The organism is Pseudomonas sp. FW300-N2A2 (genome assembly GCF_017351735.1).
GTDB lineage: Bacteria > Pseudomonadota > Gammaproteobacteria > Pseudomonadales > Pseudomonadaceae > Aquipseudomonas > Aquipseudomonas migulae.
The window spans coordinates 112,921-134,180 of record NZ_JACNDU010000010.1 but is presented as its reverse complement, the minus strand read 5'-3'; the positions used below and the strand labels follow the sequence as shown (position 1 = coordinate 134,180).

Here is a 21,260-nt window from a genome sequence, read left to right as displayed (position 1 = left end):
AGTTAATTGCGATGGCCTTGCTACAGCTGGAGCGCATCAGCGCACAGTACCCCGGCAGCCCGGAACCGGTATTGGCGGATATTTCCTTGAGCCTTGGGCCCCAGCAATTGCTGGTGGCCCTCGGCCCGTCCGGCAGTGGCAAGACTTCGCTGTTGAACCTGATTGCCGGTTTCGTCGAGCCCAGCGCCGGGCGCATCACCCTCGATGGCGTGCCGGTCAAAGGCCCGAGCGCCGAACGCGGCGTGGTGTTTCAGGACGACGCGCTGCTGCCTTGGCAAGACGTGCTGGCCAACGTCGGTTTCGGTCTGGAACTGGCCGGTGTCTCCCGGGACAAACGAGAAATCCGCGCTCGGGAAATGCTTGCACTGGTGGACCTTTCCGGTTTCGAAAATCGGCGAATCTGGCAACTGTCCGGTGGCCAGAAACAGCGTGTCGGCCTGGCCCGTGCTCTCGCCGCCGACCCTCGCGTACTGCTGATGGACGAACCTTTCGGCGCCCTCGACGCCTTCACCCGCGAACAGATGCAGGAGCTGCTGCTGCAAGTCTGGCAGCGCACCGCCAAACCCGTATTCCTGATTACCCACGATATTGAAGAAGCGGTGTTTCTCGCCACGGACCTGATTCTGCTGGCGCCAAACCCCGGGCAAATCGTCGAGCGCCTGAGCCTGGATTTCGGTCAGCGTTACGCCGCCGGCGAGTCCGCACGGGCGATCAAATCCGACCCGCGCTTTATCGAAACCCGCGAACACGTACTCGCCAAAGTGTTCTCCCAACGCAGCGCCGCCACGCGGCAGGAGCGCGCATGAGCAGCTATGAAATTCCGGTCGTGACGGTGAAACCGGGTTCGACGGTGATTCCTGTTCGGCGCAGCCTCAGTACTCGCTGGATCAGCGTGCTGACCCTGGTCGCGCTGGTTGCCCTGTGGTGGGCCGTTACCGCCACAGGAATGATCGAACCGCTGTTCCTGCCGCCACCGTCCGCCGTGCTGCAAAAAGGCTGGCTGCTGGTGACCACCGGCTACATGGATTCGACGTTGTGGCAGCACTTGGGCGCGAGCCTCAGCCGCATCGGTCTGGGCCTTGGTTTTGCCGTGCTGACCGCCGTGCCGGTCGGCATCGCCATCGGTCACAACCGCATTGCGCGCGGCATTCTCGATCCGCTGATCGAGTTCTACCGCCCGATTCCACCGCTCGCCTATCTGCCGTTGATTGTCATCTGGTGCGGCATTGGTGAACTGTCGAAAGTCCTGCTGATTTACCTGGCGATTTTCGCCCCGATCGCCATCGCCACCGCGACTGGCGTGCGCACCGTCGACCCGGCCAAATTGCGCGCCGCGCAGTCATTGGGCGCGACCCGGGCGCAGTTGATTCGCCATGTGATTTTGCCGAGTGCGTTGCCGGACATCTTGACGGGCGTGCGCATCGGTCTGGGCGTGGGCTGGTCAACGCTGGTCGCCGCCGAACTGATCGCCGCCACCAGCGGCCTGGGCTTCATGGTGCAGTCGGCCGCACAGTTCCTGGTCACCGATGTGGTGGTGCTGGGGATTCTGGTGATTGCGCTGATCGCCTTCGCCATGGAGATGGGCTTGCGTGCGCTGCAACGCAAACTGGTGCCGTGGCACGGCCAGGCTCACTAAAGACTTGTCATTGACCATGCCGACAGATCGGCACCCCGGATTGAAGAGAACCACAATGAGCAACCTGACAATCGTCCCCCTCAGCTCCGCCCTCGGCGCGCAAATCAGCGGCATCGACATCAGTCAGCCATTGAACCTGGAACAGCGCGATGCCATCGAACAGGCACTGCTCAAGCATCAGGTTTTGTTCTTTCGCGACCAGCCGATCACGCCGCAGCAACAGGCGCGTTTCGCCGCCAACTTCGGCGACCTGCACATTCACCCGATCTACCCGAATGTGCCGGAACAGCCGGAAGTACTGATCCTCGACACCGCCGTTACCGACGTGCGCGACAACGCGATCTGGCACACCGACGTGACCTTCCTGCCGACTCCGGCGATGGGCGCGGTGCTCAGCGCAAAACTGTTGCCGGAGTTTGGCGGCGACACGTTGTGGGCCAGCGGCATTGCAGCCTATGAGGCGCTGTCCGCACCGATGAAAAGTCTGCTGGAAGGGCTGACGGCGACGCACGATTTCACCCGTTCGTTTCCGTTGGAACGCTATGGCAACACGCCTGAAGCATTGACTCAGTGGGAAGAGGCTCGCCGCAAGAATCCACCGCTGTCGCACCCGGTCATTCGTACGCACCCGGTGAGCGGGCGCCGTTCGTTGTTCGTCAGTGAAGGGTTTACGTCGAAGATCAATGAACTGTCGGAGACGGAGAGCGAGGCGATTCTGAAGTTTCTGTTCGCCCATTCCACGCGGCCGGAATTCACCATTCGCTGGCGCTGGCAGCAGGACGACATCGCGTTCTGGGACAACCGCGTGACGCAGCATTACGCGGTGGATGACTACCGGCCGGCACGGCGAGTGATGCAGCGGGCTACGGTGTTGGGGGATGTGCCGTTTTTTCGGTGAGTTCCTGACTTCTTTGTTGCCTGCCCCGGCCCTATCGCGAGCAGGCTCGCTCCCACAAAGTGATCGGTCGACCACAAATATTGTGGTCAACCCCCAACCCCTGTGGGAGCGAGCCTGCTCGCGATATCGGACTGACAGACGCCAGATAACCCGGCGCCGAACACTCATTCAGCCGTCGAAGGCTTCTCCCAAAGATTGATCCCGCCCTCTTGGGCAAACCGGTCAATCTCCGCCAGCTCTTCCGCACTGAAGCTCAGATTTTTCAACGCCCCGACGTTCTCGATAATCTGCTCCGGCCGGCTCGCACCGATCAGCGCCGAAGTCACCCGAGGGTCGCGCAGCGTCCACGCCAACGCCAGTTGCGCCAGGCTCTGGCCGCGACGCTTGGCAATCTCATTGAGCCCACGCACATGGGCGATGTTGGCCTCCGACAGGTGCGAGGACTGCAACGAACCGCCGCCCGGACGATTGACCCGCGCATCCTTCGGAATGCCGTTGAGGTATTTGTCGGTCAACAGGCCCTGCGCCAACGGCGTGAACGCAATCACGCCGGTGCCCAGCTCGTCGGTGACATCCAGCAGATCCTTTTCCACCCAGCGATTGAGCAGGTTGTAGGCCGGCTGGTGAATCAGCAACGGCACTTTCCACTCTTGCAACAGCGCTGCCATCTCACGGGTTTTCACCCCGGAATACGAAGAGATGCCGATGTACAACGCCTTGCCCTGCTGCACCGCCATAGCCAGTGCGCTGGCGGTTTCTTCCAGCGGCGTGTCCGGGTCGAAACGGTGGGAGTAGAAAATATCCACGTATTCCAGGCCCAGACGCTGCAGGCTCTGATCAAGGCTGGCCAGCACGTATTTGCGCGAACCACCGCCCTGCCCGTAAGGACCGGGCCACATATCCCAACCGGCCTTGCTCGAGATGATCAGCTCGTCGCGATACTGCTTGAAGTCTTCACGCAGCAAACGACCGAAGTTGGTCTCGGCGCTGCCGTACGGCGGGCCATAGTTATTGGCGAGGTCGAAATGGTTGATCCCCAGATCGAACGCCGTGCGCAGCAACGAGCGCTGGGTGTCGATCGGCGTGCTGTCGCCGAAGTTGTGCCACAGGCCCAGGGACAACGCCGGCAACACCAGACCGCTGCGACCGACGCGGCGGTAAGGGATGGAGTCGTAGCGGTTTTCGGCAGCGGTGTAGGTCATCGAATCCTCTCTTGTCTGTCTTGAAGTTGGTATCGACTGCTTCGCAAGTTGCCCAGCATACGCCCAGACAAACGTCGATAAACCTCGGACTTGAGGAAATGCTGAAACGTTTCACATATTTTCGATTCGAGGGGCTAACGCGCCCCGGCAAACACCTCCCCCAACCAATCCACAAACACCCGAACCCGTGGCGACATGTGTCGGTTGTGCGGATACAACACTGAAACCGGCATCGGTGGCGGCGGCGTGTCGATCAGGACTTCCTGCACCAGGCCCTGGGCGATCTGCGTTTCCATTCGGTAATGCGGGCACTGGATCAAGCCCAGTCCGGCAATGGCCGAGGCGGCGTAGATTTCTGCGCCGAACACCGAGATCGCGCCCTCGATGGCGACTTCCTGCAACTCGCCATCGACCATGAATTCGAACGGGAACAACTTCGCCGTGGTGCGCGAGACGTAGTTCACAGCGCGGTGATGTTTCAGGTCCTCGAGGGATTTTGGCTCGCCATATTTGCGCAGGTAGGCGGGGCTGGCGCAGGTGATCTGGCGCAGGTTGGCAACGCGTTTACCGATCAATGCCGAGTCGCCGAGGGTGCCGGCGCGCAGCACACAGTCGACGCCTTCGGCGATCAGGTCGACAAAGCGGTCGGCCTCGCTGATGGACAGTTCGATGTCCGGATAGCGCTCCATGAATTGCGGCAAGGCGGGGATGACAAAACTCTTGGCCAGCGTGCCGTGCAAATCCACCCGCAATCGCCCCTTCGGCGCGACGCCGCGAAAAGCCAGTTCAGCTTCTTCCAGTTCCGCCAGCAATTGCACACAGCGCAAGTAGTACGCCTCGCCATCCAGCGTAGGACGCACCTTACGCGTACTGCGCTCCAGTAAACGCGTACCGAGCCACGCTTCGAACTGGTTCAGCGTGTGGGTCAGGGTTGCCCGTGGCAGGTTCAGGTCTTCGGCGGCCAAGGTGAAGCTGCTGCGCTCGTAGATCCGCACGAACACCTTCATCGCTTTGACTTGATCCATGGCGTTCCCGACCTTTGATTGTTGGCGATTATTGAACAGTCAAGGCAACTCTCGTGCATTTATCAGCCTGAGTAAACATGTGAGTCTGGCTTCACCCCAAACGGACACCTACAAAGGATTCACCGCCATGACTACTCAAACTTCGAAAGTTGCCATCGTGACCGGCGCCTCCCGCGGCATCGGCGCCGTGATCGCCAAACAACTGGCCAGCGAAGGTTTCGCCGTCGCCATCAACTACGCCAGCAGCGCCACAGAAGCCTCAAAGCTGGTCGTTGAACTGCGTCAGGCCGGCCATCAAGCCATAGCGATCAAGGCTGACGTGGCCAATGCCGACGATGTACGCCGGATGTTCGATGAAACCGAAACGCAATTGGGCAAAGTCGATGTGCTGATCAACAACGCCGGCATTCTCAAAGTGATGCCGCTGGCGCAGCACACGGACGAACTGTTCGACCAGAACTTCAACATTCACGCTCGCGGTACTTTCAATACGTTGCGTGAAGCGGCGACCCGTTTGAACAGCGGTGGCCGGATCGTCAATTTCTCCAGCAGCACCGTCGGCATGAACCTGCCGGGTTACGCCGTGTACATCGCCAGCAAAGCCGCGGTGGAGTCCCTGACTCAGGTGTTCGCCAAGGAAATGCGCGGTCGCAACATCACCGTCAACGCCGTCGCCCCTGGCCCGGTGGCGACCGATTTGTTTTTGCACGGCAAGAGTGAAGAGCAAATCCAGACCTTCGCCAAGATGCCGCCGCTGGAGCGCCTGGGGCAGCCGGAAGACATCTCGCGTGTCGTGTCTTTCCTGGTCGGCCCGGATTCGGCGTGGGTCAATGGACAGATTCTGCGGGTGAATGGCGGGTTGGTTTAAGCTGCTATGTAGGCAGGATTGACGCCTTCGCGGGCAAGTCGAATCGTCGCACCGCTCGCTCCTACAGGAGCGACACAAAACTGTAGGAGCGAGGCTTGCCCGCGAAGGCGGTCTTAAAGACGCACTACACCTGAAGGGAGGAACGCATCATGCACACCACGATCATCATCACCTTCGGCCTGGTCCTCCTGGCGCTGATGCTGTTCATCGGCGAGAACATCGGCTTCAGCCGCCAGACACTGACCTACAGCTTCATCGTGTTGTGGCTGGCCCTGACGATGATCAACGGCGCCATCGGCGTGGTCACCGCCGGCCAGTCCGTGACCACGGAGCTGGTGGTCGGCAGCATCGTGTTCAGCATTCCGGTGGCGGCGCTGGTGTTGTTCATGGTGATGAGCAGCGAGGCCTGAGCTCAACGCACCAGATGCAAAAACTGCAGGTGCCGCTCGTACTGATCGAGGATGTCGTTGATGACCTGATCCTTGGTGTAGCCCACCAGATCGTAGTCCTGACTGCCCTCGCTCAGGTGCACTTCGGCCCGATAATAACGGCGATTGTTGAGTTGCTTGGGACCCATGCCGCCACGGGCGAATGACGGCGTGAAGTAGCCACGCATCTGCACCTGATAGATGAACGGATGCTGCTCGCCGTGACCGATTTCCAGGCTGACGCTGTCGTTTGCCGGATCGGGTTGAGTGATCACGTTCAAACCCTTCTCGACGAACACCGCCGACACCTCTTCAATCGCCGGGCGCACCGTCGTGTCGAGGAAGCGATAGACCTCATCCCGCGACGGGAAATGCACAGCCTGACTCAAACGCTGACGCCAACCGCCGCGCCGCGATCCGGACACCGGCGCCAGGGAATGCAGCTGCGCGATCTGCTTTTGCGACTCCAGGTAAAACGCCTTGTGCAACCCCCACATCATCAGCAGCAAGATCATCGAGAACGGCAACGAAGTCAGCACCACCGCTGACTTCAGCGCATCGATGCTGCCCGAGAACAGCAGCGCACTGGTGACCAGCGCGGTCATCGCGCCCCAGAACACCCGCAGCCATTTCGGCCCGTCTTCATCCGGGTTGCCGCCCTTGGCAGACAGCGTCGACAGCACCACGGTGCCGGAATCGGCCGAGGTGACGAAGAACACGAAGCTGATGAACACCGTGACCGCAATCACGGTTTTGCTCCACGGGTAGGTTTCCAGCAGCAAGTAGAGAGTCATCGATGGGTTGTCGATGGCCGACATGCCGAGCGCGCTCATGCCGTGATTGAGCACCTGGTCGATGGCGCTGTTGCCGAAAATCGACATCCACGCCAGGGTGAAACCGAGCGGGATCAACAGCACGCCGAAGACGAATTCGCGGATGGTGCGGCCACGGGAAATCCGTGCGATGAACAGGCCCACGAATGGCGACCACGCGATCCACCACGCCCAGTAGAACACCGTCCAGCCGCCCAGCCAGTCGCTGGGTTTGTCGTAGGCGTAGAGGTCGAAACTTTTCATCGGCAAGGCGCCGAGGTAGTCGCCGAGGTTCTGGATCAGGGTATTGAGCAGGTGCTGCGTAGGGCCGGCGAACAACACGAACAGCAGCAGCGCACAGGCCAGCAGCATGTTGATGTCGGACATCACCCGCACGCCTTTATCGACGCCGGCCACTGCGACGATGATCGCCGCGCCCATCATCAGCGTGATCAGGCCGACCTGAATCCACTGGGTGTGAGCGATGCCGAACAGGTAATCCAGGCCCGAGTTGAGGTGCAACACGCCGAAGCCCATGTCGGCACCGAGGCCGAACACTGTGGCGATGATGCCGAAGCCATCCACCGCATAACCGATCGGGCCGTTGATGCGTTTGCCGATCAGTGGGTACAGCGCCGAACGCAAGGCCAGCGGCAGATTGTGCCGGTACGCGAAGTAGGCCAGCGCCATGCCGACGAAGGCAAACACGCCCCAGCCGTGCAGGCCCCAGTGCAGAAACAGAATCTGCATCGCCTGGCGCGCCGCGTCCGCTGTGCCGGCCTCGCCTTGCGGCGGTTGCAACAGATGGGTCAATGGTTCGGACACGCAAAAGAAGAACAGCGTGATGCTGATCCCGGCGGCGAACAGCATGCCGGCCCAGGACAGGTAGCTGAATTCGGGCTCGTCGTGGTCGGCACCGAGCTTGATCTTGCCGTAGCCGGACAAGGCGGTGACCACCACGAAGACCAGATACAGCGTCATCGCGAGCATGTAATACCAGCCGACCGTATTGGCCGCCCAGTTTTGCGCTTGCAACAGCCAGGCGCCGGCTTGTTCAGGCATGGCGATAACGACGATGCCGAACAGAAAAATAAAGGTCGCCGCGAAGTAAAACACCGGCGGATTCATGCGGATCTGGCCGCTGGCGGGGGTGGAAGATGCACTCATGAAAGGTGCACCTCGAGGGGGTGAAACCGGGCAATCAATAACGGACTCGGCAAGGGCAAGCCTCCTGTTGTGAGCGGGCAGCAAACCGACGGTTTAACTTGAATGAGCGTTCAAGTTAAACATGGATAGGGGGCTAAGGACTAATCGCAGGGCTCGGCGGTCGTGTTCGTACGCTAGCTCAAGGATGGGTATGACGTGGGGTTTGGGGGGGTGTTCAGTGGGGAAATGGGTGGATGCCGTTATCTCGGATCGGCTTGAAACCGATCGCCGGCAAGCCGGCTCCTACAGGGTTTTATGTCGAACGGTAATCCCGAGTACGGCACAAACTTTGTAGGAGCCGGCTTGCCGGCGATGGCGTCAGAATTATTGCTAGAGATCCCGGGCCTTACTTCTGCGTCCCATCATCGTGCTGCAAATTCGCCTGCGTCAGGTTGGCCCCTGCCGGCACACTGCGGGTCAGCCAGACATTGCCGCCAATGGTCGAACCCTTGCCGATGGTGATCCGCCCCAGAATGGTCGCGCCGGCATAAATCACCACATCGTCTTCAACAATCGGATGCCGCGGATGGCCCTTCTGCAACTGGCCGTCTTCATCCGCCGGGAAGCGTTTGGCGCCCAGGGTCACGGCCTGATAGATCCGCACACGCTCGCCAATGATCGCGGTCTCGCCGATCACCACGCCGGTCCCGTGATCGATGAAGAAACTGCGGCCGATCTGCGCGCCCGGGTGAATGTCGATACCCGTCGCCGAATGCGCGATTTCTGCACTGATCCGCGCCAGCAGCGGCAGCCCGGCACGGTACAAATGGTGGGCGAGGCGATGGTGAATCACCGCCAGAATCCCCGGATAGCACAGCAGCACTTCATCGACGCTGCGGGCCGCCGGGTCACCGTGATAGGCCGCCAGCACATCGGTGTCCAACAGGCTGCGCAGGCCCGGCAGGGCGAGTGCGAAGTCCTGGATGATCTGGATTGTTTTGGCTTCGACTTCAGTGTCGGCCGAGGCACTGTGGCGGGCGGCGTAACGCAGTTCGAGCCGTGCCTGCCCCAGCAATGCATTCAACGCGACATCAAGCGTGTGACCGACGTAGAAATCTTCACTCTCTTCACGCAGGTCCACCGGCCCCAGACGCATCGGGAACAACGCCCCGCACAACGCTTCAAGAATCTCCGCCATGGCCGCTCGGGAAGGCAACTCGCGGCCACCCTGCTCGCCGCTGGCGCGGCCGTTTTGCGCACGCCACTCGTCGCGCGCCGTGCGCAGTTGGCTGACGATGGTCTGCAATTGCCAATGGCTGGAACGCTCGCTCACGGTAAAAACTCCACACGGGCGGCCGGACTGTCTGGCCGCACTGACGGCGATTACTTTACGGCAAGGTCTGGAAACCGAATTAAGAACTGATTGTGCTGTGCTCAGCACTTTTGGCTATAAGTAATCTTGCCGGTTGCCCATGCATTTGGGCGTGCCTATAGTCCTGACATCTCCCACCGCCAGTACGGACCCATGATCAAACAACAGCTCGCCCGTTTTGACCGCCTCGATCTGCTCGGCCACCCGACCCCTCTGGAAAAACTCGAACGCCTGTCAGCCTGGCTGGGCCGCGACGTGTACGTCAAACGCGATGACCTGACGCCGCTGGCGATGGGCGGCAACAAGCTGCGCAAACTCGAATACCTGGGAGCCGATGCGCTGGCCCAGGGCGCGGACACGCTGATCACCGCCGGCGCGCTGCAATCCAACCACGTGCGCCAGACCGCCGCCCTCGCCGCCAAACTGGGCCTGGGATGCGTAGCGTTGCTGGAAAATCCTTTGGGCACCGAAGACGCCAACTATGTCGGCAACGGCAATCGGCTGCTGCTTGACCTGTTCGATGCCAAGGTCGAGCTGGTGGACAACCTCGACAACGCTGACGAGCAACTGGAAGCATTGGCCGCACGCCTGCGCAGCAACGGCAAAAAGCCGTATCTGGTGCCGATTGGAGGCTCCAATGCGTTGGGCGCTCTGGGTTATGTGCGCGCCGGGCTGGAACTGGCCGAACAGATCAAGGACACCGGCTTGACCTTCGCCGCAGTCGTGTTGGCATCGGGCAGCGCCGGGACCCACAGCGGCCTGGCGCTCGCGTTGAGCGAAGCACTGCCGGATTTGCCAGTGATTGGCGTGACGGTTTCGCGCAGCGAAGAAGATCAGCGGCCGAAGGTTCAAGGCCTCGCCGAGCGTACCGCAGCGCTGTTGGGCGTCAGCCTGCCAGCGAGCTTCAAAGTCGAGTTGTGGGACGAATATTTCGGCCCGCGCTATGGCGAGCCGAATGCCGGGACGTTGTCGGCGGTAAAACTGGTTGCGAGCCAGGAAGGCCTGTTGCTGGACCCGGTGTATACCGGCAAGGCGATGGCGGGGTTGCTGGACGGGATTGGGCGTCAGCGTTTTGATGAGGGGCCGATCATTTTCCTGCACACCGGTGGGGCGCCGGCGTTGTTTGCCTACGATTCGGCGTTCTGAGAGCGCTGCGCGCTCTATCGCCAGCAAGCTGGCTCCTACAGGGTTCGTGTTGAATAAAAAATCGTGCACGCCCCTGTAGGAGCCGGCTTGCCGGCGATAGCGGTCTAACCGACACATATTCCTTTAAAGAATAACAAACGCAATATTTATTATTTTCCTATCTATAAGCGCCATCATATAGTCACGCCGCAGGCGAATTTGCAGCGAGACGCATACGCTGCTTTAGGGCAGGATATCGCAGTCGTCCAAATCCCGATTTTGCCAACATTCCTAAAAGCGTCTTCATAAGAAATCACAGGGGCTTGTCATGAATTTTTCCGCACTACGTCGAAATCTGCTGGTGGGTTCGCTGGGCCTGGCGCTGAGCGCCGGTCTGCTGGGGCAAGCGGTTGCCGGTGAGCAACTGCAAAAAATCAAGGACGCTGGCGTGATCAACGTCGGCCTGGAAGGCACTTACCCACCGTTCAGCTTCGTTGACGCCGACGGCAAACTGACCGGCTTCGAAGTCGAGTTCTCCGAAGCCCTGGCCAAAGAGCTGGGCGTGAAGGTCAAACTGCAACCGACCAAATGGGACGGCATCCTCGCGGCGCTGGAATCCAAGCGTCTGGACGCAGTGGTCAACCAGGTGACCATCTCCGAAGAGCGCAAGAAGAAGTATGACTTCTCCGAGCCGTACACCATTTCCGGGATTCAGGCGCTGGTGCTGACCAAAAAAGCTGCCGAGCTGAACATCAAGTCTGCCGCCGACCTGGCTGGCAAGAAAGTCGGCGTAGGCCTGGGCACCAACTACGAGCAGTGGGTTAAAGCCAACGTGCCGACCGCTGACGTGCGCACCTACGAAGATGATCCGAGCAAGTTCGCAGACCTGCGTAACGGCCGCACCGACGCCATCCTGATCGACCGCCTCGCCGCGCTGGAATACGCCAAGAAGGCCAAGGACACTTCCGCCGCCGGCGAAGCGTTCTCCCGTCAGGAAGCCGGTATTGCCCTGCGCAAAGGCGAGCCTGAGTTGCTGGCAGCAGTGAACAAGGCCATCGACAAGCTGCGTGCCGACGGTACGCTGAAAAAGCTTTCGGAAAAATACTTCAGCGCTGACGTCACCAAATAATGGGAGAGGCTTTCCAACTTGCGCTGGACTCCGCGCCCTTCCTGCTGAAGGGCGCGTACTACACGGTAATCCTCAGCCTGGGCGGGATGTTTTTCGGCCTGGTGATGGGGTTCGGCCTGGCGTTGATGCGCCTGTCGCGCTTCAAACTGGTGAGCTGGCTGGCCCGCATCTACGTGTCGTTCTTTCGCGGCACGCCGTTGCTGGTGCAACTGTTCGTGATCTATTACGGCTTGCCGCAACTGGGTATCGAACTTGATCCGCTGCCGGCGGCCCTGATCGGCTTCTCGCTGAACATGGCCGCGTACGCCTGCGAAATCCTGCGTGCCGCGATCAGCTCCATCGAGCGTGGCCAGTGGGAAGCCGCCGCGAGTATCGGCATGACCCGCGCGCAGACATTGCGCCGGGCCATCCTGCCGCAAGCGATGCGCACGGCATTGCCGCCGCTGGGCAACAGCTTCATCTCGCTGGTCAAGGACACGGCGCTGGCCGCCACCATTCAGGTGCCGGAACTGTTCCGTCAGGCGCAGCTGATTACCGCCCGGACTTTCGAAATTTTCACCATGTATCTTGCCGCCGCGCTGATCTACTGGGTTCTGGCCACGGTGCTCTCGCACCTGCAGAACAAGTTGGAAGAGCGGGTCAATCGGCACGACCAGGAGTCCTGACCCCATGATTGTCGTGGAAAAACTGACAAAGCAGTTCAAGGGTCAAGTAGTGCTTAACGGCATTGATCTGGAAGTGAAGGAAGGCGAGGTAGTGGCAATCATCGGGCCGAGCGGCTCGGGGAAAACCACGTTCCTGCGTTGCCTGAATTTTCTCGAAGAACCCTCCAGCGGCCGGATCAAGGTCGGTGACATCGAGATCGATGGCAGCCGCCCGTTGAACCAGCAGCAGAGCCTGGTGCGGCGCTTGCGTCAGCACGTCGGCTTCGTGTTCCAGAACTTCAACCTGTTCCCGCATCGCACCGCCCTGGAAAACGTCATCGAAGGCCCGATCATCGTCAAGAAGATCGCGCACGCCGAAGCCGTTGCCCTGGGTAAAAAGCTGCTGGCCAGGGTTGGCCTGGCAGGCAAGGAAGACGCGTACCCGCGACGCCTTTCCGGTGGACAGCAACAGCGTGTGGCGATTGCCCGTGCGCTGGCGATGGAACCGGAAGTGATTCTGTTCGACGAACCCACCTCGGCACTCGATCCGGAGCTGGTGGGGGAAGTGCTGGCGACCATCCGCAGCCTCGCCGAGGAGAAGCGCACCATGGTCATCGTGACCCACGAAATGGGCTTTGCCCGCGACGTGGCCAACCGCGTGGTGTTTTTCGACAAGGGTGTGATTGTCGAGCAAGGCGAAGCCAAAGAATTGTTTGCCCATCCGAAAGAAGAACGGACAAAACAGTTTCTCAGCAAGTTCCTGAACAACGCTCAACACTGAGCAGCCATAACAGCGATATAAACTTCCACGGATGGAAGTTACATCGAAATTTCATATCCCCCCTCAACCGCCACTCAAACCACTCTTACAATTTATCCCTCTTTCAATAATCGCGCGCGGTACATATATATGTCCTGCGACAGATTATCCTCGCCTAAAATCCACAAAACACTTGCGCACTGCCACACGAACAACCGGCGCCTCCCACCGCAAAAACCGCTGATTCGGTGGGTATGTTCGACAAGTCGATGCGGCTTCCGGACCTGAAAGCGTAGGAGCTTTCTGAATAACGAAAGATTCGTTACTTAACTAACCAACTCTATTGACACTTATTCCAGCGCACTCTTATCTAGTCTCCGGCAAACGAACTCATCACGTTCAATCGTTGTTCATACGCAAGTAATGAGTCATTTGTGGCTCGGCCAATCAGTTCTTTCAGAAACGGACTTCGCTGCAAGACTTCAAGGAGAAACCCATGAAACATATTTCGAAAAAACCCGAACTTGCGGCACCGACCGTGGAGCAATCCCACCGGAGCGGCATCAACATCACCTCGGCTTCTCACCTGCTGATTGCCGTCGCGCCTTATCCCGGCATGGACGAAGGCGACTTGATCGAACTGTTCTGGGACAACTGCTACGTGGCCTCCAGGGTGCTGAACACCCTGGACGTCGGCAAATCCGTCAGCCTGCGCGTGCCGCAAAGCTTCATCGCCAACGGCTCCTCTCGCATTCACTACCGGCTGATGCAGGTCGGCCATGGGCCAGCGCTGTCACCGACAACCCGCGTGCAGGTCAAACTCGACTGCCCGGGAGGCCAGCCCTCTGCCCTGTACGGCGATGAAATCCAGAGCCTGGCGCCGGTGAGCATTCCCGAAACCATCCGCCGTCAGGGCGTCAACCCGAACCAGATCAAGCGCGGCGTTCCCTTGACCATCGAGCCGTACCTGAACATGGCCATCGACGATGAAATCACCCTGCGCTGGGGCGATGTGCGCATGGACCTGCCACGGCTCAAGGCCGGCGATGTGGGCCAGCCGATTCAGGTCTGGGTGCCGCCGGCGATCATTCTTGAAGCCGGCGAAGACCTGCGGCTGGAAGTGACCTACTGCATCCTCGACCGCGTGGGTAATAACTCTCGCTGGGCGCCGGCGCGTACGTTGAAGATTGGTTGTGCCAATCCCTATCTCAAAATCCCGCAGAGGGAAGTACTTATGGCCGCCGAACCCCGAAAAAATTGAGATCTGCCCCCCCCTTGTAGGAGCGAAGCTTGCTCGCGAAGGCGTCGGTTCTGACACACCGGGTTATCGTTCTTCGCGAGCAAGTCGGATCGCCGCACCGTTCGCTCCTACAAAAGCCGATCGCTGGGTGTTTCTGTTGCTACAAGAACAAAGTGTTGCCCTGCGTACAGTTGCTCACGACACACTTCTATCCATATTCCTAAAAGTTAGTTTATTTAATTTTTATACACGCTTAGGGTATATAAACCGGACCACCGGACATTCTTGTTTTTACTTCGCCGCATCCATCGCGGCGTTCCATGAGATGTGAGGTAGGTATGGTCCGGAACACAATCACCCCAGTGCAGATCGCCAGGGCATTGCGTGCAGCAGCCAAGGAGCGGCACTGATGTCCAGTCTGGCAGATGCAATCGTCCAGAGTGATCTGGACATCGCCCCGTTGTTGTTGCCCGCGCAGGTTTTGCGCAACGACGCACAAGCAATCAAGGCCGCCCATGAGCTGGCGCAGGTCGCCCGCCAACAAGCGGCTAAACGCGACCGTCAGCGCAAGCTGCCGTGGTCGGAAATCGAACAGTTCACCCGCAGCGGCCTGGGCAGCATTGCCATCCCTCGCGAATACGGCGGCCCGCAGGTTTCGTTCGTCACCCTGGCCGATGTTTTTGCGATCATTTCCGCAGCCGATCCGGCACTGGGGCAGATCCCGCAGAACCAGTTCGGCATTCTCAACCTGGTGCTCGGCAGCGCGACCGAAGCGCAGAAAAAACAGCTGTTCAAAAGCGTGCTCGAAGGTTGGCGTATCGGCAATGCCGGGCCGGAGCGCGGCACCAAAAACACCCTGGAACTCAAGGCACGGATCACCGCCGACGGCGACGGATTTGTCATCAGCGGGCAGAAGTTCTACTCCACCGGCGCCCTGTTTGCCCACTGGGTGGCAGTCAAGGCGCTGAATGACGACGGCAAGCAAGTACTGGCCTTCGTCCGTCGCGGCACACCGGGCTTGCGGATCGTTGATGACTGGTCCGGTTTCGGCCAGCGCACTACCGCCAGCGGCACCATTTTGCTCAACAACGTGCGGGTCGACGCCGAGCTGGTGGTGGATAACTGGAAGATCAACGACAAGCCGAACATCCAGGGCGCCGTCTCGCAGCTGATTCAAGCGGCCATCGACGCCGGCATCGCTCGCGGCGCCATCGACGACGCCATCGAATTCGTGAAAACCCGCGCTCGCCCATGGATCGACGCCAAGGTCGAACGCGCCAGCGATGATCTTTATGTGATCGCCGACATCGGCAAACTGAAAATCGAACTGCACGCCGCCGAAGCGCTGCTGCGCAAAGCCGGGCAGGTGCTCGATCAGGTCAACGCCGCGCCGCTCACCGCCGAGTCCGCCGCCCGAGCCTCGATTGCCGTGGCCGAAGCCAAGGTGCTGACCACCGAGATCTCGCTGCAGGCCAGCGAAAAGCTCTTCGAACTGGCCGGGAGCCGCGCCACCCTCGCCGAATTCAACCTCGACCGCCACTGGCGCAACGCCCGCGTGCACACGCTGCACGATCCGGTGCGCTGGAAGTATCACGCCGTCGGCGCCTATCACCTCAACGGCACGCTCCCCGCTCGCCACTCCTGGATTTAACGACCAGACACCTGGAGAAACACATGACAATTTCTCACCACGTCGCGGTCATAACCAGCGATGAGCAAGCCCTGATCGTCGCCAGTGACCTGGCCGAAGACTTCAAACGCGACAGCGCCCTGCGCGACCGTGAACGCCGTTTGCCGCACCCCGAACTGGAAGTGTTTTCCCGCTCGGGCCTGTGGGGCATCAGCGTGCCAAAAGAGTACGGCGGCGCCGGGGTTTCCAAAGTCACACTGGCCAAAGTGATCGCCTTGATCGCCCAGGCGGACGGCTCCCTAGGACAAATTCCGCAGAACCATTTTTACGCCCTCGAAGTGCTGCGCGTGAACGGCAGCACCGAGCAGAAAAAACGTTTCTATGCAGAAGTGCTGGCCGGCCAGCGTTTCGGCAATGCGCTCGCCGAACTCGGCACCAAAACCGCCCACGACCGCGTCACCAGCCTGACCCGCGACGGGGACGGCTATCGCATCAACGGCCGTAAGTTCTACGCAACAGGCGCGATCTACGCGCAGCGCATCCCGACCTCGGTGGTGGATGAAAACGGCGTGCAGCAACTCGCATTCGTACCACGCGACAGCAAAGGCCTGACAGTCATCGACGACTGGAGTGGTTTCGGCCAGCGCACCACCGGCAGCGGTTCGGTGGTGTTCGAAGACGTCTTTGTGGCCGCCGAAGACGTGATCCCGTTTCAAAGCGCCTTCGAACGCCCGACCCCGGTAGGCCCGTTGGCGCAGATTCTTCACGCCGCCATCGACACCGGCATCGCCCGCGCTGCCTATGAAGACGCGCTGCATTTCGTGCGGACCAAAACCCGGCCATGGATCGACGCCACGCATGAAAAAGCCATCGAAGATCCGCTGACCATCAAGAGCTTCGGCCACCTGAGCATTCGTCTGCACGCCGCCGAAGCCCTGCTGGAACGCTCCGGTGAATTCCTCGACAAGGCTCAAGCCGACACCAACGCACAGACCGTTGCCGCCGCGTCGATTGCCGTCGCCGAAGCCCGTGCCATCAGCACCGAAATCTCCCTTGCCGCCGGCAGCACGCTGTTTGAACTGGCCGGCAGCCAGGCGACCCTGATCGAACACGGACTGGATCGCCATTGGCGCAACGCTCGGGTGCACACGCTGCACGACCCGGTGCGCTGGAAGTATCACGCCGTGGGCAACTACTACCTCAACGATGAAAACCCTCCGTTGCGAGGGACCATCTGATGGCCGGTGAGAAAAAGAAGATCCTGCTCAACGCGTTCAACATGAACTGCATCGGGCACATCAATCATGGCTTGTGGACGCACCCACGGGACACCTCGACTCAATACAAGACCATCGAGTATTGGACCGAACTGGCGCAGTTGCTGGAGCGCGGCTTGTTCGACGGCTTGTTCATCGCCGACATCGTCGGCGTGTACGACGTCTACCAGAACTCGGTGGACGTACCGCTGAAAGAATCGATCCAGTTGCCGGTCAACGACCCGCTGCTGCTGGTCTCGGCGATGGCGGCGGTGACGAAAAACCTCGGTTTCGGCCTGACCGCCAACCTGACGTACGAACCGCCGTACCTGTTCGCCCGACGCATGTCGACGCTCGATCACCTGAGTCGCGGCCGGGTCGGCTGGAACATCGTCACCGGCTACCTCGACAGCGCCGCCAAAGCCATGGGCCTGAGCGAACAAGTCGAGCACGACCGTCGTTACGACCAGGCCGACGAATACCTCGAAGTGCTCTACAAACTCTGGGAAGGCAGTTGGGAAAACGGCGCGGTGCTCAACGATCCGCAGCAGCGGATCTACGCGCAGCCCGACAAAGTGCACAAGGTCGAACACAAGGGCGAGTTCTATCAGGTCGAGGGTTATCACCTCTGCGAACCTTCGCCGCAACGCACGCCGGTGCTGTTCCAGGCCGGCAGTTCGGATCGCGGTTTGCTGTTCGCCGGGCGCCACGCCGAGTGTGTGTTCATCAGCGGCCAGAACAAACCGTCGACCAAGGTTCAGGTGGACAAGGTGCGCGCCAGCGCCGTCGAGGCAGGGCGCAATCCTGAGGACATCAAGGTGTTCATGGGGCTGAACGTGATCGTCGGCGCCACCGAAGAGCTGGCCTGGGCCAAGCACGCCGAATACCTGAGCTACGCCAGTGCCGAGGCCGGCGTGGCGCATTTCTCGGCATCGACCGGGATCGATTTTTCCGAGTACGCCATCGACGAACCGATCCAGTACGTGAAGAGCAACGCGATTCAATCGGCAACCAAAAACCTGCAAAACAACGACTGGACCCGGCGCAAATTACTCGAACAACACGCCCTCGGTGGCCGCTACATCACCGTGGTGGGTTCGCCGGAGCAAGTGGCCGATGAGCTGGAATCGTGGATCGCCGAGACCGGGCTGGATGGCTTCAACCTGACACGAATTGTCACGCCGGAAAGCTATGTGGATTTCATCGAACTGGTGATTCCCGAGTTGCAGCGTCGTGGGTCGTACAAGACCGCTTATGACGACGGCAGCCTGCGGGAGAAGCTGTTTCACGCCGAGGCGCATTTGCCTGAGCAACACACCGGCTCCGCGTTTCGCCGTTAAAAGCTTCGCGAGCAAGCTTCGCTCCTACAGGGGATCGCAGTGCCTTTGTAGGAGCGAGGCTTGCCCGCGAAGAGGCCCGACCAAACACCCCAAATTTATGCACTGACTGGAAAAAACATCATGACCAAGAACTACCTCTCTCACCCAGTCAAAGCACTGGCCCTGGCCCTCGGCCTCTTCAGCTCCATCACCTTCGCCGCCGACGCGCCGCTGAAAGTCGGCACCACCGCCGCCTTCGCCATCCCGCTGGAAGCCGCCGTCGCAGAAGCCAACAAACAAGGCCTGAAAGTCGAACTCGTCGAGTTCACCGACTGGATCGCGCCCAACGTCAGCCTCGCCGCCGGCGACATCGACGTGAACTACTTCCAGCACGTGCCGTTCCTGGAAAACGCCAAGGCTGCCGCCGGTTTTGACCTGGTGCCGTTCGCACCGGGGATCATCAACAACGTCGGCCTCTACTCGAAAAAATACAAAAGCTTCGACGAACTGCCGGAAGGCGCCAGCGTCGCCATCGCCAACGACCCGATCAACAGCGGTCGCGGCCTGCAACTGCTGGCCAAGGCCGGCCTGATCACGCTCAAGCCGGGCGTCGGCTACAAGGCCACCGAAGAAGACATCATCGCCAACCCGAAAAAAATCAAAATCCTGCAAGTCGAAGCGGTGCAACTGGTGCGCGCCTATGACGACGCCGACCTGGTGCAGGGCTACCCAGCCTACATCCGCCTGGCGAAGACCTTCGATGCCGGTTCCGCGCTGTTGTTCGACGGCCTCGATCACAAGGAATACGTGATCCAGTTCGTGATCCAGCCGAAAAACAAAGCCGACCCGCGCCTGATCAAATTCGTCGACATCTACCAGCATTCGCCAGCCGTTCGCGCAGCGTTGGATAAGGCCCACGGCAAACTCTATCAAGCCGGTTGGGAAAGCTGAGAATGACGGCCGCGATCCAACGGCGACTGGATATTCCAGAGCCTCAGCAAGCTAAACAGACCGAACTGCACCCGGACCTGAATCGTGCTCACGTACGCTTCATCGGTCTGGGCAAAACCTACAACGGCCAGCAAGGTCCGGTGGCGGCGCTGCACGGCATCGACCTGGCCATCCAGCGCGGTGAAGTGTTCGGCATCATCGGCCGCAGCGGCGCCGGCAAGTCGTCGCTGATCCGCACCATCAACCGCCTCGAACAACCGAGCACGGGACGTGTGCTGATCGATCAGGTGGACATCGGCGAGTTCGACGAGGACCGCCTGGTGGCGCTGCGTCGGCGCATCGGCATGATCTTCCAGCACTTCAACCTGATGTCGGCCAAGACCGTCTGGCAGAACGTCGAGTTGCCGCTGAAAGTCGCCGGCGTGCCCAAGGAAAAACGCGAGCAGAAAGTTCGTGAACTGCTGGAACTGGTCGGCCTGCAAGAGAAGCACAAGGCCTACCCGGCGCAGCTTTCCGGCGGTCAGAAACAGCGCGTCGGCATCGCCCGCGCGCTGGTGCACGACCCGGAGATTCTGTTGTGCGACGAGGCCACCTCGGCGCTGGACCCGGAGACCACGCAATCGATCCTCGGCCTGCTGCGCGAGATCAATCAGCGCCTGGGCCTGACCATCGTGCTGATCACACACGAGATGGCGGTGATCCGCGACATCTGCGACCGCGTCGTGGTGTTGGAGCATGGCCGCATCGTCGAGCAAGGCCCGGTGTGGGAAGTCTTCGGCAACCCGCAGCATGAGGTCAGCAAGACCTTACTGGCGCCGTTGCAACACGCATTGCCGCAGGAGCTGCAAAGTCGTCTCCAGGCGCAACCACAGTCGTCCGACGCCGCCGTGGTCCTGCGTTTGCAATTCACCGGCAGCGCCACCGACGAACCGGATCTGGCCGCGTTGTTTACAGCCCTCGGCGGTCGCGTACGTTTGCTGCAAGGTGGCGTGGAACGGATTCAGGGCCATGCGCTGGGGCAATTGCTGCTGGCGGTGACCGGCTCGCCGCTCGGCGCCGAGGAACTACGCCAGCGCGCCGGCAACTGGGCGCAACAGGTGGAGGTGCTGGGTTATGTGGTTTGATCGGTTGCTGCAAGGCTTCATCGACACGTTTTTGATGGTTGGCGTGTCGTCATTGATCGCGCTGCTGGCGGGGATTCCGCTGGCGGTGATTCTGGTCACCAGCTCCAAGGGCGGGATCTACGAAGCACCGGCGCTGAACCGCGCCTTGGGTGGGTTCGTGAACCTGTTCCGCTCGATTCCGTTTTTGATTTTGATGGTGGCGTTGATTCCGTTTACCCGGCTCATCGTCGGCACCACTTATGGTGTCTGGGCCGCTGTAGTACCGCTGACGATTGCGGCCACGCCGTTCTTTGCGCGTATCGCCGAAGTCAGTTTGCGTGAGGTGGATTACGGTTTGATCGAAGCAGCGCAGGCGATGGGGTGCCGGCGTTGGCACATCGTCTGGCATGTGTTGTTGCCGGAAGCGCTGCCAGGGATTGTCGGTGGTTTCACGATCACCTTGGTGACCATGATCAACTCGTCGGCCATGGCCGGTGCGATTGGGGCGGGTGGGTTGGGGGACATTGCTTATCGGTATGGATATCAGCGGTTTGATAGCCAGATCATGTTGACGGTGATTGTGTTGCTGGTGGTGTTGGTGGCGGTGATTCAGTTGGGTGGGGATCGGTTGGCTCGGGGGTTGAACAAGCGCTGAAGCAAATGAAGGACCTCAACGAGGGGAGCAGTTCGCAAACACCTGCCCCTCCCGTTCAAGC

General features: G+C 60.3%; 20 protein-coding genes. 16 read left to right on the top strand and 4 right to left on the bottom strand.

The annotated features are described in order from the left end of the window. Positions 1-11: 11 nt before the first annotated feature. The 3 genes from tauB to tauD are packed head-to-tail and all read left to right on the top strand — an operon-like array spanning position 12 to position 2,534. Positions 12-806, top strand: a complete 795-nt coding sequence (tauB, locus tag J4E42_RS15590; RefSeq protein WP_008040159.1) for a taurine ABC transporter ATP-binding subunit — start codon at positions 12-14, stop codon at positions 804-806. After that, complete coding sequence (tauC, locus tag J4E42_RS15585; protein ID WP_008040160.1) at positions 803-1,636, top strand: taurine ABC transporter permease TauC; 834 nt, start codon at positions 803-805, stop codon at positions 1,634-1,636. The genes tauB and tauC overlap by 4 nt, the downstream gene beginning before the upstream one ends. A 55-nt stretch (positions 1,637-1,691) precedes the next feature. Then, the gene (tauD, locus tag J4E42_RS15580) at positions 1,692-2,534 is read left to right on the top strand and encodes a taurine dioxygenase (protein ID WP_207285582.1); all 843 of its coding nucleotides are present in this window, start codon (positions 1,692-1,694) and stop codon (positions 2,532-2,534) included. 164 nt (positions 2,535-2,698) lie between these two features. On the opposite strand, the gene mgrA is transcribed toward tauD, so the two are convergent. Both mgrA and J4E42_RS15570 read right to left on the bottom strand, forming a co-directional pair. Further along, positions 2,699-3,736: an L-glyceraldehyde 3-phosphate reductase gene (gene mgrA, locus J4E42_RS15575; protein ID WP_008032269.1), complete on the bottom strand. Its 1,038-nt coding sequence runs from the start codon at positions 3,734-3,736 to the stop codon at positions 2,699-2,701. A 134-nt stretch (positions 3,737-3,870) separates the two neighbouring features. Then, the gene (locus J4E42_RS15570) at positions 3,871-4,761 is read right to left on the bottom strand and encodes a LysR family transcriptional regulator (protein ID WP_207285581.1); all 891 of its coding nucleotides are present in this window, start codon (positions 4,759-4,761) and stop codon (positions 3,871-3,873) included. Positions 4,762-4,888: 127 nt separating this feature from the next. Between J4E42_RS15570 and J4E42_RS15565 the strand changes: the two genes are divergently transcribed. Together J4E42_RS15565 and J4E42_RS15560 are read left to right on the top strand one after the other, a co-directional pair. Further along, positions 4,889-5,629 carry an SDR family oxidoreductase gene (locus tag J4E42_RS15565; protein WP_207285580.1) on the top strand — a complete coding sequence of 247 codons (741 nt, stop codon included), beginning with the start codon at positions 4,889-4,891 and terminating at the stop codon, positions 5,627-5,629. A gap of 149 nt (positions 5,630-5,778) precedes the next feature. Further along, positions 5,779-6,039, top strand: coding sequence for a hypothetical protein (locus tag J4E42_RS15560; RefSeq protein ID WP_008032471.1), 261 nt, complete (start codon positions 5,779-5,781; stop codon positions 6,037-6,039). A 2-nt stretch (positions 6,040-6,041) separates the two neighbouring features. Here the strand turns inward: J4E42_RS15560 and betT are convergent, their stop codons facing one another. Together betT and epsC are read right to left on the bottom strand one after the other, a co-directional pair. Further along, on the bottom strand, positions 6,042-7,997 hold the full coding sequence (betT, locus tag J4E42_RS15555) for a choline transporter BetT (RefSeq protein ID WP_177318889.1): 1,956 nt from the start codon (positions 7,995-7,997) through the stop codon (positions 6,042-6,044). A 424-nt stretch (positions 7,998-8,421) separates the two neighbouring features. After that, positions 8,422-9,348 (bottom strand): serine O-acetyltransferase EpsC, encoded by a 927-nt coding sequence (gene epsC / locus J4E42_RS15550; RefSeq protein WP_008032476.1) that lies wholly within the window; start codon positions 9,346-9,348, stop codon positions 8,422-8,424. A 192-nt stretch (positions 9,349-9,540) separates the two neighbouring features. On the opposite strand from epsC, the gene J4E42_RS15545 reads away from it, so the two are divergent. The 11 genes from J4E42_RS15545 (at position 9,541) to J4E42_RS15495 (ending at position 21,199) form a co-directional block, all read left to right on the top strand. Continuing rightward, positions 9,541-10,533, top strand: coding sequence for a D-cysteine desulfhydrase (locus J4E42_RS15545; RefSeq protein ID WP_008032477.1), 993 nt, complete (start codon positions 9,541-9,543; stop codon positions 10,531-10,533). Between the two features lie 307 nt (positions 10,534-10,840). After that, a complete protein-coding gene (gene tcyJ, locus J4E42_RS15540; RefSeq protein ID WP_008032479.1) occupies positions 10,841-11,641 on the top strand; it encodes a cystine ABC transporter substrate-binding protein in 801 nt (266 codons plus the stop codon). Continuing rightward, a complete protein-coding gene (gene tcyL, locus J4E42_RS15535) occupies positions 11,641-12,306 on the top strand; it encodes a cystine ABC transporter permease (protein WP_008032482.1) in 666 nt (221 codons plus the stop codon). The genes tcyJ and tcyL overlap by 1 nt, the downstream gene beginning before the upstream one ends. A gap of 4 nt (positions 12,307-12,310) precedes the next feature. Continuing rightward, complete coding sequence (gene tcyN, locus J4E42_RS15530; RefSeq protein WP_008032484.1) at positions 12,311-13,066, top strand: L-cystine ABC transporter ATP-binding protein TcyN; 756 nt, start codon at positions 12,311-12,313, stop codon at positions 13,064-13,066. A 475-nt stretch (positions 13,067-13,541) separates the two neighbouring features. Beyond that, complete coding sequence (locus J4E42_RS15525; RefSeq protein WP_207285579.1) at positions 13,542-14,306, top strand: hypothetical protein; 765 nt, start codon at positions 13,542-13,544, stop codon at positions 14,304-14,306. Positions 14,307-14,694: 388 nt separating this feature from the next. Continuing rightward, a complete protein-coding gene (locus J4E42_RS15520; protein WP_207285578.1) occupies positions 14,695-15,936 on the top strand; it encodes an SfnB family sulfur acquisition oxidoreductase in 1,242 nt (413 codons plus the stop codon). Positions 15,937-15,959: 23 nt separating this feature from the next. Next, positions 15,960-17,153, top strand: a complete 1,194-nt coding sequence (locus J4E42_RS15515; protein WP_207285577.1) for an SfnB family sulfur acquisition oxidoreductase — start codon at positions 15,960-15,962, stop codon at positions 17,151-17,153. Next, a complete protein-coding gene (locus tag J4E42_RS15510; protein WP_207285576.1) occupies positions 17,153-18,511 on the top strand; it encodes an LLM class flavin-dependent oxidoreductase in 1,359 nt (452 codons plus the stop codon). The genes J4E42_RS15515 and J4E42_RS15510 overlap by 1 nt, the downstream gene beginning before the upstream one ends. 120 nt (positions 18,512-18,631) lie before the next feature. Beyond that, entirely contained in the window at positions 18,632-19,441 is an 810-nt protein-coding gene (locus J4E42_RS15505; protein WP_008032494.1) for a MetQ/NlpA family ABC transporter substrate-binding protein, read from the top strand. Between the two features lie 2 nt (positions 19,442-19,443). Beyond that, the gene (locus tag J4E42_RS15500) at positions 19,444-20,565 is read left to right on the top strand and encodes a methionine ABC transporter ATP-binding protein (protein WP_207285575.1); all 1,122 of its coding nucleotides are present in this window, start codon (positions 19,444-19,446) and stop codon (positions 20,563-20,565) included. Next, a complete protein-coding gene (locus tag J4E42_RS15495) occupies positions 20,555-21,199 on the top strand; it encodes a methionine ABC transporter permease (RefSeq protein ID WP_008032501.1) in 645 nt (214 codons plus the stop codon). The genes J4E42_RS15500 and J4E42_RS15495 overlap by 11 nt, the downstream gene beginning before the upstream one ends. The last annotated feature ends 61 nt before the right edge of the window (positions 21,200-21,260 follow it).

Bases quoted from the DNA above. Each gene is read 5' to 3' on its own strand.
- tauB (WP_008040159.1), top strand. From the start codon at position 12: ATGGCCTTGCTACAGCTGGAGCGCATCAGCGCACAGTACCCCGGCAGC.
- tauC (WP_008040160.1), top strand. From the start codon at position 803: ATGAGCAGCTATGAAATTCCGGTCGTGACGGTGAAACCGGGTTCGACG.
- tauD (WP_207285582.1), top strand. From the start codon at position 1,692: ATGAGCAACCTGACAATCGTCCCCCTCAGCTCCGCCCTCGGCGCGCAA.
- mgrA (WP_008032269.1), bottom strand. From the start codon at position 3,736: ATGACCTACACCGCTGCCGAAAACCGCTACGACTCCATCCCTTACCGC.
- J4E42_RS15570 (WP_207285581.1), bottom strand. From the start codon at position 4,761: ATGGATCAAGTCAAAGCGATGAAGGTGTTCGTGCGGATCTACGAGCGC.
- J4E42_RS15565 (WP_207285580.1), top strand. From the start codon at position 4,889: ATGACTACTCAAACTTCGAAAGTTGCCATCGTGACCGGCGCCTCCCGC.
- J4E42_RS15560 (WP_008032471.1), top strand. From the start codon at position 5,779: ATGCACACCACGATCATCATCACCTTCGGCCTGGTCCTCCTGGCGCTG.
- betT (WP_177318889.1), bottom strand. From the start codon at position 7,997: ATGAATCCGCCGGTGTTTTACTTCGCGGCGACCTTTATTTTTCTGTTC.
- J4E42_RS15545 (WP_008032477.1), top strand. From the start codon at position 9,541: ATGATCAAACAACAGCTCGCCCGTTTTGACCGCCTCGATCTGCTCGGC.
- tcyJ (WP_008032479.1), top strand. From the start codon at position 10,841: ATGAATTTTTCCGCACTACGTCGAAATCTGCTGGTGGGTTCGCTGGGC.
- tcyL (WP_008032482.1), top strand. From the start codon at position 11,641: ATGGGAGAGGCTTTCCAACTTGCGCTGGACTCCGCGCCCTTCCTGCTG.
- tcyN (WP_008032484.1), top strand. From the start codon at position 12,311: ATGATTGTCGTGGAAAAACTGACAAAGCAGTTCAAGGGTCAAGTAGTG.
- J4E42_RS15525 (WP_207285579.1), top strand. From the start codon at position 13,542: ATGAAACATATTTCGAAAAAACCCGAACTTGCGGCACCGACCGTGGAG.
- J4E42_RS15520 (WP_207285578.1), top strand. From the start codon at position 14,695: ATGTCCAGTCTGGCAGATGCAATCGTCCAGAGTGATCTGGACATCGCC.
- J4E42_RS15515 (WP_207285577.1), top strand. From the start codon at position 15,960: ATGACAATTTCTCACCACGTCGCGGTCATAACCAGCGATGAGCAAGCC.
- J4E42_RS15510 (WP_207285576.1), top strand. From the start codon at position 17,153: ATGGCCGGTGAGAAAAAGAAGATCCTGCTCAACGCGTTCAACATGAAC.
- J4E42_RS15505 (WP_008032494.1), top strand. From the start codon at position 18,632: ATGACCAAGAACTACCTCTCTCACCCAGTCAAAGCACTGGCCCTGGCC.
- J4E42_RS15500 (WP_207285575.1), top strand. From the start codon at position 19,444: ATGACGGCCGCGATCCAACGGCGACTGGATATTCCAGAGCCTCAGCAA.
- J4E42_RS15495 (WP_008032501.1), top strand. From the start codon at position 20,555: ATGTGGTTTGATCGGTTGCTGCAAGGCTTCATCGACACGTTTTTGATG.